This is a genomic window from Myxococcus qinghaiensis, from assembly GCF_024198215.1.
GTDB lineage: Bacteria > Myxococcota > Myxococcia > Myxococcales > Myxococcaceae > Myxococcus > Myxococcus qinghaiensis.
In genome coordinates this window covers 388,715-404,455 of record NZ_JAKCFA010000004.1, presented here as the reverse complement: position 1 = coordinate 404,455, position 15,741 = coordinate 388,715, and the positions used below count along the sequence as shown (strand labels likewise).

9 protein-coding genes are annotated in these 15,741 nt (G+C 71.2%); 2 read left to right on the top strand and 7 right to left on the bottom strand.

Translation table 11 applies throughout. The features are described from left to right. Positions 1 to 4 precede the first annotated feature (4 nt). The 3 genes from priA to LZ199_RS09225 all read right to left on the bottom strand — a co-directional run bounded on the left by priA (position 5) and on the right by LZ199_RS09225 (position 4,533). Positions 5 to 2,398 carry a replication restart helicase PriA gene (gene priA / locus LZ199_RS09235; protein ID WP_253993274.1) on the bottom strand — a complete coding sequence of 798 codons (2,394 nt, stop codon included), beginning with the start codon at positions 2,396 to 2,398 and terminating at the stop codon, positions 5 to 7. A 182-nt stretch (positions 2,399 to 2,580) separates the two neighbouring features. Next, complete coding sequence (locus tag LZ199_RS09230; protein ID WP_253993273.1) at positions 2,581 to 3,132, bottom strand: GNAT family N-acetyltransferase; 552 nt, start codon at positions 3,130 to 3,132, stop codon at positions 2,581 to 2,583. Positions 3,133 to 3,177: 45 nt separating this feature from the next. Beyond that, positions 3,178 to 4,533 (bottom strand): PI-PLC domain-containing protein, encoded by a 1,356-nt coding sequence (locus LZ199_RS09225; protein ID WP_253993272.1) that lies wholly within the window; start codon positions 4,531 to 4,533, stop codon positions 3,178 to 3,180. Between the two features lie 248 nt (positions 4,534 to 4,781). Between LZ199_RS09225 and LZ199_RS09220 the strand changes: the two genes are divergently transcribed. Further along, complete coding sequence (locus tag LZ199_RS09220; RefSeq protein ID WP_253993271.1) at positions 4,782 to 5,441, top strand: GNAT family N-acetyltransferase; 660 nt, start codon at positions 4,782 to 4,784, stop codon at positions 5,439 to 5,441. On the opposite strand, the gene LZ199_RS09215 is transcribed toward LZ199_RS09220, so the two are convergent. Next, positions 5,442 to 6,197, bottom strand: a complete 756-nt coding sequence (locus LZ199_RS09215; RefSeq protein ID WP_253993270.1) for a hypothetical protein — start codon at positions 6,195 to 6,197, stop codon at positions 5,442 to 5,444. Continuing rightward, a complete protein-coding gene (gene galU, locus LZ199_RS09210; protein ID WP_176437709.1) occupies positions 6,194 to 7,096 on the bottom strand; it encodes a UTP--glucose-1-phosphate uridylyltransferase GalU in 903 nt (300 codons plus the stop codon). Before galU ends, LZ199_RS09215 begins: the two co-directional genes overlap by 4 nt. 60 nt (positions 7,097 to 7,156) lie before the next feature. On the opposite strand from galU, the gene LZ199_RS09205 reads away from it, so the two are divergent. Further along, on the top strand, positions 7,157 to 8,008 hold the full coding sequence (locus tag LZ199_RS09205; RefSeq protein ID WP_253993269.1) for a PorV/PorQ family protein: 852 nt from the start codon (positions 7,157 to 7,159) through the stop codon (positions 8,006 to 8,008). Between the two features lie 10 nt (positions 8,009 to 8,018). Here the strand turns inward: LZ199_RS09205 and LZ199_RS09200 are convergent, their stop codons facing one another. Both LZ199_RS09200 and LZ199_RS09195 read right to left on the bottom strand, forming a co-directional pair. Beyond that, the gene (locus tag LZ199_RS09200; RefSeq protein ID WP_253993268.1) at positions 8,019 to 14,417 is read right to left on the bottom strand and encodes a hypothetical protein; all 6,399 of its coding nucleotides are present in this window, start codon (positions 14,415 to 14,417) and stop codon (positions 8,019 to 8,021) included. Positions 14,418 to 14,726: 309 nt separating this feature from the next. Next, entirely contained in the window at positions 14,727 to 15,647 is a 921-nt protein-coding gene (locus LZ199_RS09195) for an RluA family pseudouridine synthase (protein ID WP_253993267.1), read from the bottom strand. Positions 15,648 to 15,741 lie beyond the last annotated feature (94 nt).

The following is a 15,741-nucleotide window of genomic DNA, read 5'->3' as shown; positions in this document are numbered from 1 at the left end:
GAGTCTACAGCATGGCCCCCGGATCCACGTCGATCACGACCTTCACCGCGGACGGAACGTCCACCAGGGCCGCCTCCACCCTGGCGAGCAGTGGGGCAAGCGCCACATGCGTCGGCCCCTTCAAGAGCAACTGCCAGCGCGTCTTGCCCCGGATTTTGGAGATGGGCGCCAGGGCCGGCCCCAACAGCCGCACCCCCGCCGATGCCGGGGGCATGTTCTTGGACACGAGGTTCCCCAGGTGCCGGGCCACGCTCGCCGTCTGCTCCGGGTGCTCGCCCTCCAGCCGGATGGACGCCATCCTCGCGAAGGGCGGATATGCCAACGCCCTGCGCCACTCCAGCTCCTGCTGGGCGAACCCATCGAAGTCATGGGCCAGCACCCGCTTCACCGGCTCCGCGTCCGGGTTGTAGGTCTGCACCAGCACCCGCCCCGGGTCCTTGCCTCGCCCCGCGCGCCCGGACACCTGGGTCAACAGGTGGAAGGTCCGCTCGGAGGCTCGAAAGTCGGGAATCGCCAGGGAGGTGTCCGCCATGACGACACACACCAGCGTCACGCCCGGGAAGTCATGCCCCTTGGCCACCATCTGCGTGCCCACCAGCACGTCCAGCTCCCGACGGGCGAACGACGCCAGCATCTCCGTCAGCCGCTCCGCGCTCGTCGCCGAGTCCCTGTCCAGCCGCGCCACCCGCGCCGTGGGGATGCGCTCCAGGACCTCCGCCTCCACCCGCTCCGTGCCGATGCCCAATTTCAGCATGGGGCCCGTGCACTCCAGGCAGCGGTCCGGCACCGGCATCGCCAGCCCGCAGTAGTGGCACACCACCCGGTTCTGCGAGCGGTGGTGCGTCAGGCATACGTCGCACGCGCTGCACTTGAGCGACAGCCCACACACCTCGCACAGCAGCACCGTGCTGTGCCCTCGTCGGTTGAGGAAGAGGATGACCTGCTGGCCACGCCCCAGCGTCTCCTCCATGGCCGCCAGCAGTGGCGGACTCAGGATGGGCGCCTCCTCCGTCACCATGCCGTCGCGAGGCCGCTCCTGACGCAGGTCCACCAGCTCGATGGTGGGCATGGGCCGGTCATCCACCCGACGCTTGAGTTCCAGCAGCCGGTAGCGCCCGCGCTTCACGTTCTCCAGCGTCTCCAGCGCTGGCGTGGCCGAGCCCAACACCACCACCGCCCCGGCCTGCTTGCCGCGCACCACCGCCAAATCACGCGCCTGGTAGCGCAGGCTGTCGTCCTGCTTGAACGAGGGGTCATGCTCCTCGTCCACGACGATGAGCCCCAGGTTCTCCACCGGGGCGAACACCGCCGAGCGCACGCCGACGGCAATCTTCACCTCGCCCCGACGCAGCGCCTGCCAGTGGAACAGCCGCTCCCTGTCTTTCAGCCCCGAGTGCAGCACGGCGACTTCCGCGCCGAAGCGACTGCGGAAGCGCCCCACCAGCTGCGGCGTCAGCGCGATTTCCGGCACGAGGATGAGGCTGCCCTTGCCCAGCGACAGCGCATGCTCCGCCGCGCGGAGGTACACCTCCGTCTTCCCGCTGCCCGTGACGCCGTGGAGCAGGAACGGCTGGAACACCCCTGTGTCCAGCGCCGCGCGCAGCTCGATGCCCGCCGCGTCCTGCTCCAGCGTGAGGCGGTCCGGCCGGCCTTGAATCAGGCCCTCCTTCACTCCCGCCTCCAGCTTCTTCTCGTCGATGCGCACCAGCCCCTTCTTGGCCAGGTTCTTCAAGAGCTCACGCGCGCCAGGGATGGCGTGGCTCACCTCCTCCAGCGGAGCGCTGCCTCCCACGGCCAGCAGATACGCGAGCACCGCGGACTGCGCATGCGCGCGAGCGAGCGCCGGAGGCACCTCGCTCACCAGCGCCACCGCGAACTGCTGCACGTCCGGCTTCGCTTCCTTCTCGTCCACCGGCTTCGACAATCCGGGAGGCATGGCGCCTCGGATGACCTCGCCCAGCGGATAGCGGTAGTGCTCGGCGGCGAAGCGCAACAGCGCGATGAGGTCCTTGGGCAGGGAGGGCGAGTCCTCCAGCACGCGCTGGATGGGCTTGAGCCGGACCTTCTCTCCCAGCGGCTTGTTCGCGGGCCCCAGGTAGAAGCCCAGCGCGGTGCCTCGGCCGAAGGGCACCAGCACGCGCTGCCCCGGCGCCAGGTGGCCCAGGAGGGCCTCCGGCACGGAATAGGTGAACTCACCCCGGACGGGGCGGGCCACGGCGACGGACGCCAGGACGGGAGGACTCTCGCTCAACGCGGGCGCCACTGTAGCGGCCTGTACCGGCGGGGACAGTTCCCGGCGGCGCCTCGCACCCGAGGTGCGCACCTGCATGGAACCCGTGGTGGAGGGGGTGTCCGCCACGCTCTCCGTCGGCTCGTCCCACAAGGGTCGCTGTTCCATGGCACTCCCTTCAACCACCGCCCCTGCCCCGTCCGTCCTGCTACCGGGAACCACAGTGCCAGGACTGTCTGACATGGCCCCGCCCTCCGGTCCACGTCCTGTCGCGTGCGGCGCGCGCATCCACCCTCCCCACCCCGTGGGAGTGCCCGCTCGCACGTCACCCATCCGGGCGGACGTTCGACTCAGCCCACCATCGCTCGCGGGTCCATCCACAGCGCACAGCGCCGCTCTCGCGGCAGACCCGCGCGCGCTTCGTGCTCCAGCACCTCGCGGAGCCGAGCATCCAGCGCGTCATCCGGAATGCGGGTGAACCCGAGCCCGACATAGAAGGGCTCATTCCACGGCACGTCGCGGAAGGTGGTCAGGGTGAGGGTGGACAGGCCCGCCTCGCGAGCATGCGCGGCGGCGGCCCGAAGCAACGCACGGCCCAGGCCTCGCCGCTGATGCGAGGGGTGCACCGCCATCTGCCAGACGTGCAGCGCGGAGCCCACCGCCTGAGCGGTGAGGAAGCCCACGACGCCCGCGTCCTCGTCCCGGGCCACCCATACCGTGCCCGCGAGGATGTGCGGGCGGTGGTCGGCCTCCTCCATGACGTCGTCGTCGGCAATCCAGGCCAGGTCGTCGAGCTGACGGAACAGCTCACCGGAGGCCCGCTCGAGCGCGGCGAACCGCGCGCCGTCCTCCTGGGTGGCGAGGAGCACCGCGACGCGGGACTGGGAGTCGGAAGGAGGCATGGGCGTCGGCTCGACGGCGTGCGCCCGACGACAGGACGACGCGGGTCAGTATTCGGCGAGGCGCGTGTACCAGGGCGACTTGCGCAGGTCGACCACCCCTGTCACGCCGCGCTCCCGCAGCTCTTCGGTGGCCTGCTTGGGGTCGCCCACCGGACTCTTGCCGGGGTGCTGGTACGAGTTCCAGACCGAGACGCTCCCCTTCTCCTCCAGCAGCTTGAGGGACGCGTCTATCTCCTCGTTCTTCGCATACCGCTCGTGGGTGATGCTGTCGTAGTTCACGACGTACGTCACCGGCCCGGGGCCCGCCTGCTCGGCGACGGCAATCATCTCCTTCGCCTCCGCCTCGTTGAGCTTGCCGTCACCGTTGGAGGGATTGACGGCCAGCGTGGCGTTGGGGAACAGCTCGCGGATGGTGGAGCCGAACTGCTTCGTCTCGCCGATGCCCACGTTGAACATCAGCCGCTCGTCCGGAATCCCCGACTCCTTCGCCAGCTTGAGCATCTCCTCGAAGGCCGCCTTCTGCTTCGCGGGGTCCTCGACCTTGGGGTCGTCGAACTTGATGTCGAGCTTCATGCCCACCCCCAGCTGCTTGCCCTTCGCGAGCCAGTCCTTGAGCGAGAGCTGGTTGCCGCCCTCGCCATGGCTCATCTCCAGGACGCCGTCCGAGTTGAGCTGGACGTCGCCCTCGAACCAGTTGTGGTCGCTGTTCACCGCGTCGGCGAGCTGCTCCTGCGTGTTGGTCAGGTGGGCGTTCTTCGCCTCGGACAGGGGCTGGCCGGGCTTCCACCGTCCGCCGTAGTCGATGGCGTCATGGTCCTTGGACAGCTCCTTCGCGGCCTGCTGCTTGCCCAGGCCCTGGAGCTCCGTCACGGTGGCGCCGCCCAGCCTGGCCACGCCCACCGCCTGGTCCTTCTTCAGGGACTTGAGCACGTCGTCGAACTGGTTGAGCTGACCGTTGTCGGGCAGCCCCGTCGCGAGCGTCTTGCCCAGGGACTTCAGGGCCTCGGGGCCCGCCTTCTCCGCGACGGCGGCCAGCGCCGTCAGCGTGTCGCGCGTGACGTTCTTCTTTCCGAACGCGTCCTTCGTGTCGTCGTCCACGTCGTTGCCAGCCCGGTGCCCGAGGACCTGGCTCACCTGGTCCAGCGTCGGCTGCGCCGCCTGGAGGAGCTTGTCCGCGTACGTGGGGTCCGCGCCCGTCGCCGGGTCTCCGTGGTGCTGGCTCACCAGCTCCTGGAGCTTCTGAGCCGCCGCGGAGGCGCCGCCCGTGCGGAAGGACTCCGCCACCGCCTGGGCCTCCTGCTGGATGAGGTCCTGCGCCGGAGGCGGCCCCGCGACGACGCCGAGCGCGGGCATGCCCGGCTTGGGCGCGCTGGCGGCGACGAACTCGTCCTTCGTCGACATGCCCGTCGGCGGCGCGAGAGGCGGCGGAGGCGGAGGGGCGGAGGCGACTCGACCTTCAGGGGTTGGGGCTGCACCAGACCACCAGAGCGAATCTTGCTGTCGAGCCAGGCCATCGGGGACTCCTTGGGGTGGGAGACGAAACAGGGACCTCTGACAGGTAGAGTCCGCTGCTCCCCAGGTGGCGCATTGATGGGGATTAATGCCGAGGCGCGCGCGGCCCGCCGGAGGCCGACTACAGTCGCGTCCCCATGACGGTGAGCGTCCAGGACCTGGGGCTGGAGCTGTTGGAGCAGGTGGGCCCGATGTGCGCGCGGGCCTTCGACGACTACCCCTTCCTCGCGGAGCTCTTTCCGGGCCCCTCGGAGCAGCGCGCGCATGTGGCGTCGGCCTTCTACCTGGCCACCGTGCGCGACTGCCTGGAGCACGGCGTGGTGCACGCCACCGTCGAGGATGGACGACTGACGGGGGTGGCGGCGTGGCTGCGGCCCGGAGCGTTTCCGCAGTCACTCGGCAGACAGGCGGGATTCCTGCCCACCGTCTGGGCGGGCCTGCGTTACTTCCCGGGACGCGCGCGGCTGGCGCTCCAGGCGCTGGCGAGGCTCGAGCGCTACCACCCGCACACGCCCGCGCACTGGTACCTGGCCACCATCGCCGTGGACCCGGCACACCAGGGGCGCGGCCTGGGCGTGAGGCTGCTGCGCGCGGGCCTGGCCCTGGCCGAGCAGACGCGCGCGCCGTGCTTCCTGGAGACGGCCAAGGCGTCCAACCGCGACTGGTATGCGGGCTTCGGCTTCGAGCTTGAGCGCACCGAGCCGTGCTTCGACGGCGGACCGCCCCAGTGGTTCATGTGGCGGCCCGCCGAGGCGCGCTCCGACGCGGGGCCGGAGCGCACGACGGTGCCCGGGTGACTACGGCGTGAAGAGCTTGTCGGCCAGCGTGGCCCGGGTGTCGCCCTTCAGCGCGGTGAAGCGCACGACGCGCTGGTCTCCACGCCACACCTCGATGCTGCGCGGCATCGCCTCACCCACCGCGGGCGAGTTGTAGTCCAGGAAGCGCACGTCCCACGCGACCTTCGCGGAGTCCGTGTAGCGCAGCCGCGCGGGGCGGAAGGAGTCCTTGTACACCCAGAACTGGGAGCGCCCCTCGGCCTGGTCGCCGAGCACGTACGCGACCTCTCCACCGAAGCGCGCCAGCCCCGTGCGAGTCGTGTCGACACCCAGCCCCTGGAGGTACTGCTGCACCGACTCCTTGAGCTGCTGCACCGGCCCTCCGCCCATGGCGAAGAGGGGGCACACCTGCGCGACGAGCACGGAGAGCGAGGGGATGTCATTGCCCTCCAGCCGACGACGCCCCGCCACCTGCACCACGGCGGTGCGCGCGTTGCCATCCGGCACCGAGGCCTCGAAGCGGCAGCGGCCCGGCACGCGCAGGTACAGCACGCCATCTCCCTGCAGGTCGGGACGGTCCGTCGCCGCGCCCAGCGCCGCGCCCGCCTCCTTCACCGCGGAGCCACTGAAGCTGAGCGAGCCTTCCACCCGCAGACCAGAGAGCTTGAGTTCATCTCGCTCGCCCACCATGCGCCGGAGGATGGAGCCCCCCGGCAGCACGTAGGCGACAGCGGTGAAGGACACCAGGACTGCGACGAGTGCGACAATGCGCTTCACGGCTTCTCCGTCTTCACGACCTCACGCATGTACTCGAGCAACCCGCCTCGCAGCTCGGGGCGCTTGAGGGCGTAGGCGATGTTCGCCTTCAGGTATCCCACCTTGTCGCCCGCGTCATAGCGCTGACCCTTGAATTTGTACCCCAACAGACCGTGCGACTTCTGGAGCGTGGCCAGGCCGTCGGTGAGCTGGATTTCCCCACCCACGCCCGGCGTCTGGGTCTCCAGGATGGGGAAGATTTCCGGCGGCAGGACGTAGCGGCCGATGACGGCGAGGTTGGAGGGCGCGGTGCCCTTCTTCGGCTTCTCCACCACGCGGTCGATGCGGATGACGCCGTCGCCCAGGTCCGTGCCGGCGGCGATGCCGTACATATGCGTCTCGTCGTCGGGCACCTCCATCAGCGCGATGACGGCCTGGTTGTACTGGCGGAACACGCGAGCGAGCTGGCGGATGCCCGGCTCCTCGGCGTCAATCATGTCGTCGCCCAGCAGCACGCCGAAGGGCTCGTTGCCGATGGCGCTCTTGGCGCACAGCACCGCGTGGCCCAGGCCCTTGGGCTCCTTCTGGCGGATGCTGACGACACGGACCAGCTCGGCGATGGCGCGCAGCTTGTCCGCGTCCGCCGTCTTGCCCCGGGCGCGCAGCGTGGTCTCCAGCTCGAAGCCGATGTCGAAGTGGTCCTCGATGGCGCTCTTGCCCCGGCCATTGATGAGGACGACGTCTTCGATTCCGGCCGCCACCGCCTCCTCCACGATGTACTGGAGGGTGGGAGTGTCCACGATAGGCAACATCTCCTTGGGGATGGACTTCGTGGCGGGGAGGAAGCGAGTGCCCAGCCCGGCTGCCGGGATGACACACTTGCGGATGAGGGGCTCTGCCTTCGGTGCGTTGGCGGACATGGGGCCAGGGAATCTATTGGCGCCCACCCACCCCATCAAGCTGGTTAGGATGATGCCCCCATGTCGCTCCGTCCCGTCGTGCTGCTGTTCGCCGTGTGTGTCTCCACCGCCGCCCTGGCCCAGCCCTCCGAAGACTTGAGGGATGTCATGAGCGCGCGCGCCTACGGCATGGGGGGCGCCTATCGCGCCCTGGGCCTGGGCACGGAGGCCGTGCTGGGCAATCCCGCCGCCATGGCCCTGTATCCGGCCTACCGCGTCGAGGGCACCGGGGCCTGGGACCACCGTCTCAAGGAGGGCGTGCTCGGCGTCTCCCTCATCGACGGCGCCACCAGCAAGCTGGCCATGGGGGTGGACTACCACTGGGTCAGCCTGGGCCGCGGCGGGGCTCGCACCACCGCCCATCTCAGCTCGCTGGGCGTGGGGTTTCCCTTGACCCCGGGCATCCTGCTTGGCGCGGCGGCGCGCTATCTGCGGATGAGCGGCTCGGACCGATATGCCAACTCGGTGACAGTCGACACGGGCCTGCTGTTCCGGCTGTCCGAGTCCTTCGTCGCGGGCATCTCCGGGCACAACCTCATCAACACCGAGAACGTGGAGCTGACGCGGTACTACTCGGGCCACCTCGGCATCAACTCGGGGATGTTGACGCTGGCCGGTGACGTGCGCGCGGACTTCGAGACGAACGACAAGACGACGCTCACGTACAGCGGCGGGCTCGAGTACATCCTCGGGATGCAGGTTCCGCTGCGCGCGGGCTATTCGTATGACGGCTTCACGCGCACGTCGCGGCTGAGCACGGGCCTGGGCTTCATGACGGAGACGGGTGGCGGTCTGGACCTGGCGTACCGGTACGAGCTGGGTGGCGAGAAGAGCCGGATGCTGGCGCTCACCATCCGCATGCAGATGAACTGAAGGGGGGCCTTCAGCGGGCCGGCACGCGCAGGGCGAGGTAGCGCTCGGACGCGGCGAAGCGCAGCAGCTCCACCAGCTCCGAGTCGTTCGAGCGGCGCGAGCGAATCACCGTCACCGCCGGCCCCACGCCGCCGCAGGCCACCAGGCCCGCGCGGTTGGCGGAGTCGCGTGCGGCATCCGCGAGGGATGAGGCGTTGAAGTCCCGGGTGCCGGAGTCGAGCAGCTCCAGGGTGCGCTCCAGGGCGCGCGGGGACAGCGTCTCGCGCACCAGTCGCGCGTCGGAGCTGGAGTCCTTGGGGTTCTTGAGGACGGTGGACAAGAGGGCCAGGGCGCGCAGGAGCTGGGCGCCCTTGAGCGCGCGCAGGGCGAGCAGGTCCGGGGACAGTGACACGAGGGCGCGGCCCGCGTGGAAGCGCAGCTCCGCGGCGGGCAGGGCCTGGTGAATCGCGGCGCGGCCCACGAGGAGGCGGGGCTTGTCGGTGTGGACGGCGGTGAAGGGCGGGCCGTCGTCCTCGGCGAGCACGAGCTCCGGCAGGTTCACCGCGAGCACTCGCGCTGAGGTGTGGAGGGCGTCGAGGACGGCGGGCGCGCCCGGGCCCGCGACAGCGCGCAGGGGCTCCGAGGCATCCGCGGCGCGGCCCTGGGCGGGGAAGAGGCGGCAGAGGGCGATGCCCGCGGATGCGAGCAGCTCGCCCGAGGTGGTCCGCAGCCCGGGGTGGCGCAGGCCCGCGCGCTCGTCGGCGGTGAGGGGTGGCCGCTGGAGGCGGGACACGGGGACTTCGCGCCCGGCGAGGGCTTCGACGATTTCGCGCATGAGGGCGGCGCGCGGGGCGTCGCCTCGGGTGTCGAAGAAGTCGGCGAGGTTCGAGTAGGTGACGGGGTCGAGCGGGCGCTCGCGGAGCTGACGGAAGACCTCCGGTTCGGTGTCCGCCGGTGGAGCGGGGTCGGGGACGACGATGGGGCTCTCGCGCGTCTCGGCGGCGCCCACGGGTTGAGCGGGGGGCTTCGAGATGAAGGAGCGGCCCGGCGCGAGACCGGCGGAGGTGCCCTCGGGACGCGAGGTCCGGAGGACTCGGCGCACGGGGTCCATGCGGCCCGGCGGGGCTTCCCAGGAGATGACGCGCGTCTCGGGGACGGACGCGGCATCGAGGTACATGGGCTTGCCGCTCATCAGGTCGATGGCCTTGCCACCTCGCGGTGCGTCCGGAGGACTCGCGGGACGCGAGGGAGCGCGCGGGGGGGGACTGTCGGACGGCGGGGCCGTGCGGGCTGGGGCGCGCTCTCCTCGTGCAGGGGGGGCGCTGTCGACTGGCGCGGCGGCGCGCGCTGGGGCGCGATCTCCCCGTGCAGCGGGAGGCGTAGCGGGGGCACTGTCGGACGGTGCGGCGCGTGCCGGTGGTGCCGAGGCTCGTTCGCCGCGTGACGCGGGGGCGCTGTCGGACGGTGCGGCGCGTGCGGGTGGCGCGGAGGCTCGTTCGCCACGTGCCGCGGGGGAGCTATCGGATGGTGCGGCGCGTGCGGGTGGCGCGGAGGCTCGTTCGCCGCGTGCTGCGGGGGCACTCTCAGCTGGTGCAGGAGCGCGAGTTGGCGGCGCGGAGGAGCGTTCACTGCGTGCCGCGGAGGCGCTGTCGGACGGTGCGGCGGCGCGGCCGGGCTGTGCCGGGGCACGTTCTCCGCGTGCAGCGGGGGCACTGTCTGATGGAGCAGCCGCGCGCGCGGGCAGCGCGGAGGCGCGTTCGCCGCGTGCAGCGGGGGCACTGTCGGACGGTGCGGCCGCGCGCGCGGGTGGCGAGGAAACTGGGTCACCGCGTGCAACGGGGGCACTGTCGGCTGGTACGGCGCCGCGCGCGGGTGGCGAGGAAACTCGGTCACCTCGTGTAGCGGGGGCACTGTCGGACGGTGCGGCCGCGCGCGCGGGCGGAGCGGAAGCACGCTCGACACGTTGGGCGGAGGCACCATCCACCGGAAGCGCGGCACGTGCTGGCGGCGCGGCGGCCCGTTCGCCGCGAGCAGCGGAAGCACGAGGAGCCTCAGGAGCCGTTGGCCCCTTGGCTTCGGCGGCGGGCTTGTCCGTGCGCGGCGAGGGCGCATTCTCGCCGAAGACCACCGTCGACCCAGAAGGCGCGGGCCTGTCCAGCTCCGGCCCGAGGGCCGCCAGCGCGTCCTCGTGTGCTGCGGGGCCACGAGCGGGCGTGGACTTCTCGCCGCGCGCCGAGGGCTTCTCGGCACGCGCGCCAGCGGGTCTTTCGCGAGCGCCTTCTGCTCCAGCAGACGCGGCGGCTGAACTCCCTTGGGATGCGGACCGCTCGACGCGCGCACCCGCGCCACCACCCTGCGCGCCGGACGTGCTCGCTGACTTCGCACCTCGCTGCCCCTGGCCTTCGTCTGGCCCACCGGGAAGCGCACTGGGGTCTGAGGTCGACGTAATCTCCTCGGACAGGTCATCGCGACCCGCCGCGACGAGCGACGTCGTCGTCACGGGCAACGGAACGAGGAGCGACTTCGGTCCACTCGGCTCGCGGCGAGGTGTCGCGCTGCGAGGAGGTTCGGGAGGAAGCGCCGCCTCCTGCTCTTCACGTGCGAGCCTCAGTCCCTCCGCTCGACGGGCATAGACTTGTGCGCGCTCGGGATTGCCGAGCGACTCACGCCACATGCGCGCCAGCCGGTCCCAGGTCTGCTCGCGCTCGAGCTCATCCTCGGTCGCGGTGGCCGCCTGTTCGAGCGCCCAGGCCGCCTCGCCCTTGTTGTCCCGCGCCAGCAAACGCTCCACCAGCAACAGCCACGCTTCCTTGTGTCCCGGCTCGAAGCGCACCGCCTGACGCAGCTCATTCAGCGCGGCCTCGTCATCCCCCGATGCCTCCAGGGTCGCCACCAGCTCCAGACGGGACTGCCGTGCGAGCGGGCCTCGCGACTCGCGTGCTATCTGCGCGCGCAGAAGCTGCGCGAGTGCCGCCGTGTCCCCCAGCTCTCGCGCGAGCCACAGGAGGCGCTCACGAGCCTGCTCACTGTCAGGGCTCTCGATGAGCACCTCGCCCCAGGCCCACTGCGCGAGGCGGGAATCCCCGAGCTGTTCCTCCGCGGTGCGCGCGAGCACCTTGAGCGCCTCCGCGCGGTCCGCCGCCCGGCGTGGCGTCGCGGCGAGCACGGTATGCAGTCGCTTCGCGACGGCCGAGCGCTCCGAGTCCTCGACACACGACAGCAGGCCCGCGAGGGCGGGAAGCAAATCTGGCGCGAGCGCCTCCGAGGCCTCGAAGTCCGCACGGGCCTTCTCAGGCTCCCCCATGTGGAGCCAGCGCTCTCCCCGAGTCAGCAGCGCCGTGGCGCGCGCGCGGCCTGTCCTCGCCCGCTGGATGGCTTCGTCGAGCGCCCGCCGAACGAGCGAGGCGTCGTCCCGCGAGGCCAGCAAGCGGACCTGCTCGCGCAGCGCGGCGCGGTCTCCGGTCAGCTCGACAATCTCCCGATACATTCGGGCGGCGCCAGCGGGGTCCTGGAGCTCGGTCTCCATCACCTCCGCGAGTCGCGTCAGCGCCTCCGCCCGAGCCACCGGGTCTTTCGCCCGGTCCGCGCGCTTGAGATAGAGCTGGGCCAGTTCACGCCACGCTCGACGCGCGACGAACTGCGCCTCCAGCTTCCGCGAACGCGCCAGCTCCTCCGCATCCTCGCCAGGAGTGGGCTCCGCAGCACCCGAGCGCCCGGTCCGGGACGGGGCCACCGGGTCAGGGCGCGCCGAGACAGGACCGCCCGTGCCTGGGACGCCAGGCTCCGAGCGCAGAGGCTGTGAACCGCCGACGGGCGCACCTCCCAACGCGGCGAAGAGGTCGGCGAGCGAGACCTCCATCGTCTCCGAGCGCGGAGCGTCTTCGCCTCGTGTGGGAGCTGGCGTGGGCTGGGGCTTGGAGCGAGCGGGCTCCACGCCCACCGGATGGAGGACGGGTGGCGAACCCGAGGCAGCGGGCTTCCCCTTCGAGGGAGGAGTCGGGTTCGCGCTGGGAGACCGCGCGGGGAGTGGTGCCTCCTGAGGAGGCGCATCCCAGGGGAACAGGTCCTGGACCCTGACAGCGGGCATCTCTACCTGGGTCTTCGCACGGAACTCGCCGTCGTCCTCCGGTGCGTCCGCGGTGGCGCGAGGGGAGCCTGGTGCACCCTCCTTGGGAGGAATCGCCTTGTCGCTCGGCTCGGCGCGCGGGGCCGGAGCCACCTCGTCATTTTTCACCGCGTCCGTCGGCGGCTGGACTGGCGACGCCACCCTGTCAGCCCTGCTTGCGCCAGGCTCCGCATCGAGAGGCAAAGCCAGCGCGTCGGTCCGACTCACGCTCGGCTCGGTGCTGATGGGCGAGGCCGTCGGAGCGGTCAACTCCAGGCTCGACGCGACCTGTGACTCAGTGTTCGGAGTCGACTCGTGTGACGAGGCACGGGTTGAAGTCGGCGTCGGGATTCGCACGGTGCGGGACGACGCACGGTCCACCACGCCGCTCGGAGTGGGCCCTGCTGACACGTCCCCCGTGTCGTTCAACTTCGCGCCAGGAGCTGCCTCGGTCGGAGAAGCCGCAGCATTACTTCGTCCCGCGTTTGAGGCCTCCCCTTTCGCCAACGCCCCCGCATCGCCCGGCCCGCCAGCAGAAGCCACTTCGGTCGGCAACGCATCCACATCACTCAGTCCGACACGCGAGGCGACCTCTGTCGACAAGGCAGTCGCATCACTCGCCCCAGTAGGAGCTGCCTGACTCGGCGAAGCATCCACTCCGCCCGAACCCGTGGATGCCACCTTGCTCGGAGAATCATCCACGCCACCCGAACCAGTGGCCAGTTGGCTCGGCGACAGCGCCACTCCGCTGGCACCAACGGAAGCCGTCGTGCTCGGCGCAACCTCCGCGCCACCGAGTCCACTGGAAGCCGTCGTGCTCGACGCAACCTTCGCACTCCCGGAGCCGATTGAAGCCGTCGTGCCCGACTGAGCCTTCGTACTCCCGGAGCCGATGGAAGCCGTCGTGCCAGGCACAACCTCCGCACCACTGAGTCCACTGGAAGCCGCCGTGTTCTGCACAACCTCCGCGCCACTGAGTCCACTGGAAGCCGTCTTGTCTGGCGAATCCTCCGCGACGCCCGTCCCGACGGAGGCCGCATTGTCCGGCGAGCCCTCCGAGCCACCGAGTGCACCGGAGGCCGCATCATTCAGCAGGGCCCCTGAGTCGCTCCGCACAGCACTCGAGGCCACTTCGGTCGGCGCGACCGCCCCATCACCGTGCCCGGCACGTGACGTCTGTTCGGTCGCCAGCGTCCCCGCGACGCCCTGCCTCGCGAGCGAATCCACCTCGGTCGGAGACGCCTCGACGTCGAGCAACCCCACCTCCGGAGCCGCCTTCGTCGACAGGTCCACGGCATCACTCCGCGCCGCGCCGGGACCAGAATCCTCCGACGACTTCCCCGCCCCACCCTCCACCTTCGAGCCCGGCACCACCGCATCCGCGGGCAATCCACCGGCCCGTATCCCCTGCCCTCCAGCAGAGGTACCCGGTTGAGGCACGGACTCCGTCGGCGCCACATCCCACGGAAACGGAACATCCGCCGGAACCCGGGGCGCGGATTCAGCGCGCTCGACCGAACGCGCCCCCGCTCCACTCGGCGCCACAGTCGTCGGAGCCTCATGCACGCTCCCGACCTCGGGCCCCACGCTCCGAGCCGACGCTCCGCCAGGCACCGTCAACCCCAGGGGCGGCCCTTCTACCTGGAACTGCACCCGCGCCAGCTCCATCGTCAGCGTGCGAGGCGGAGGCAACACGGGGGGCGGACCCGAAGTCGCTCCCGTCGCATCGACCACCGTCGCCGCGTGGTAGTCGACCTCGTCCTCTTCCCAGACCGCCAGGGCCTGAACGCCCGACTTCTTCGTGGGCCGCTTCTCCAGCACCGCGCTCGTCGGTGCCGGGGCGAGGTCCCCTCGACCCTTCGCGCGGAGCACCTCCAGGACCCGCCGCGAGCGACGTTCCTCGGGGAACTCCGCCACCACGGCTTCGAGCACGGAGACAGCCCGAGCCGTCTGGTTCGTCCGCCGCAACACCCTCGCGAGCTGGCGACGCACGGCGCGCCGCACCTCGGCGGGCGCGGTGGCCGGAACGGAATCCAGCAATCCAATGACAACGGTTTCAGCCCCCGCGCTTCGCGCGAAGCGCACCAGCCCTGCGGCCAGACGGGGGGACATGGGCAAGGTGCGGCAGGCGTTCTCCAGCGCCTCGAAGGCCCGCGAGGGGGCGCCTTCGCGCAGCCAGCGCACAGCGGCCCCGAAGTGGCGAGCCACCCCGACTTCCGCATCGTCCGTCGGCCCGACCTCGAGCATGCCGGAACGCGGCACCTCCTGTCGGACGGCCGCGGGCTCCGGCGTGTCGGCGCCCTTGCCGTTTCTCACGCCACCCATGGGTGCGGCAGTCTACACAACGCGGGCCATCCCGGCTGTCACCGTCATGCTTCCCGCGCGAAATGCCGAGCCCACCACGGTCCGAGCGGTGGAGAGCCTCCTGGAAGGCACCCTCCAGGACCTTCGCCTGCTTGCTGCCGACGCTGGCTCGACGATGGCCCCCCGCGCCGTGCGGCCGGTAAAGCCCGCGACTCGCGCGTGGAGACACTTGACGGCGGTGGCCAAGGTCTGGTGGCGGCCCTGAAGCGGGCGAGCCAGGAGGCCACGGCGCCAGGATGACGCGGAGGCACGCGGTGACGGCGCGGCCCGTCACTTCTCAGGCACGGCCCCCTGAGGCACCAGGACTCCCGCGAGGGTGAAGAAGCGCCGCAAGTCCTCGGGCACCAGCGCCTCCACGCGCAGCGGTGCTCCCGTGGCCGGATGCGCCAGCTCCAGCGCCTGCGCATGCAACAGACACCGGGCCGCCTCCACCCCTCCCGCCCTCGCCGCGCCACCATACCGCGAGTCCCCGAGGATGGGCGCCCCGAGCGCCGTCAGGTGCGCGCGCAGCTGGTGCGTGCGTCCTGTCTGGGGCAGCAGCTCCACCAGGCAGAACTCCGGCCCCGCATACAGCGTGCGGAAGTGCGTCAGCGCGGGCACGCCATTCGCCGCGCGAGTCGCGCGCCAGCGGCCCGGACGCGACGGGTCCTTCGACAGCGGCAGGTCCACCGTCCCCGACTCCGGCAGCCCAGGCGCCGTGGCCGCCACGTAGCGCTTGCGCGCCCGGCCCTCGCGAAACTCCGCCGCCAGCGCGGACGTCGCCTGGGGCGTCTTGCCGAACACCGTCACCCCCGACGTCTCCCGGTCCAACCGGTGCACCAGCCCCGCCTCGCGTCCCAGGTAGCCACTCACCTGGTCCACCAGACTCGCGCCCACGCGGGCCTCCGTCGGCTGTGCGTTGAGTCCCGCCGGCTTGTCCACCGCCAGGACATCCTCATCCTCATGCAGCACGCGGAACATGGGCGCGGCGGGGGCCTCTTCCAGAGGACTGTGACCGCCCTCCTCCAGCACCACCGCCACCACCTGCCCCGGCGTCAGCCGCGCCTTCGAATCCCTGCAGCGCCGTCCCGCCACGTACACCGCGCCCACCTCCACCAGCCCGCGCGCCTGCTCCACGGGCAGGCCCAGCTCCGCGGCCACCGCCTCCACCACCGCCCGCGCGCCTTCCGCCCGGAATGTCCGACGCTTCACGGCCCACCTCACACGCGTCCAATGCCGGGCTGCTCGCTACAGAAAGGCACGGCGAACCACAAGCAGGAGCCCGCGCACCTCTGGGGATTCCTGG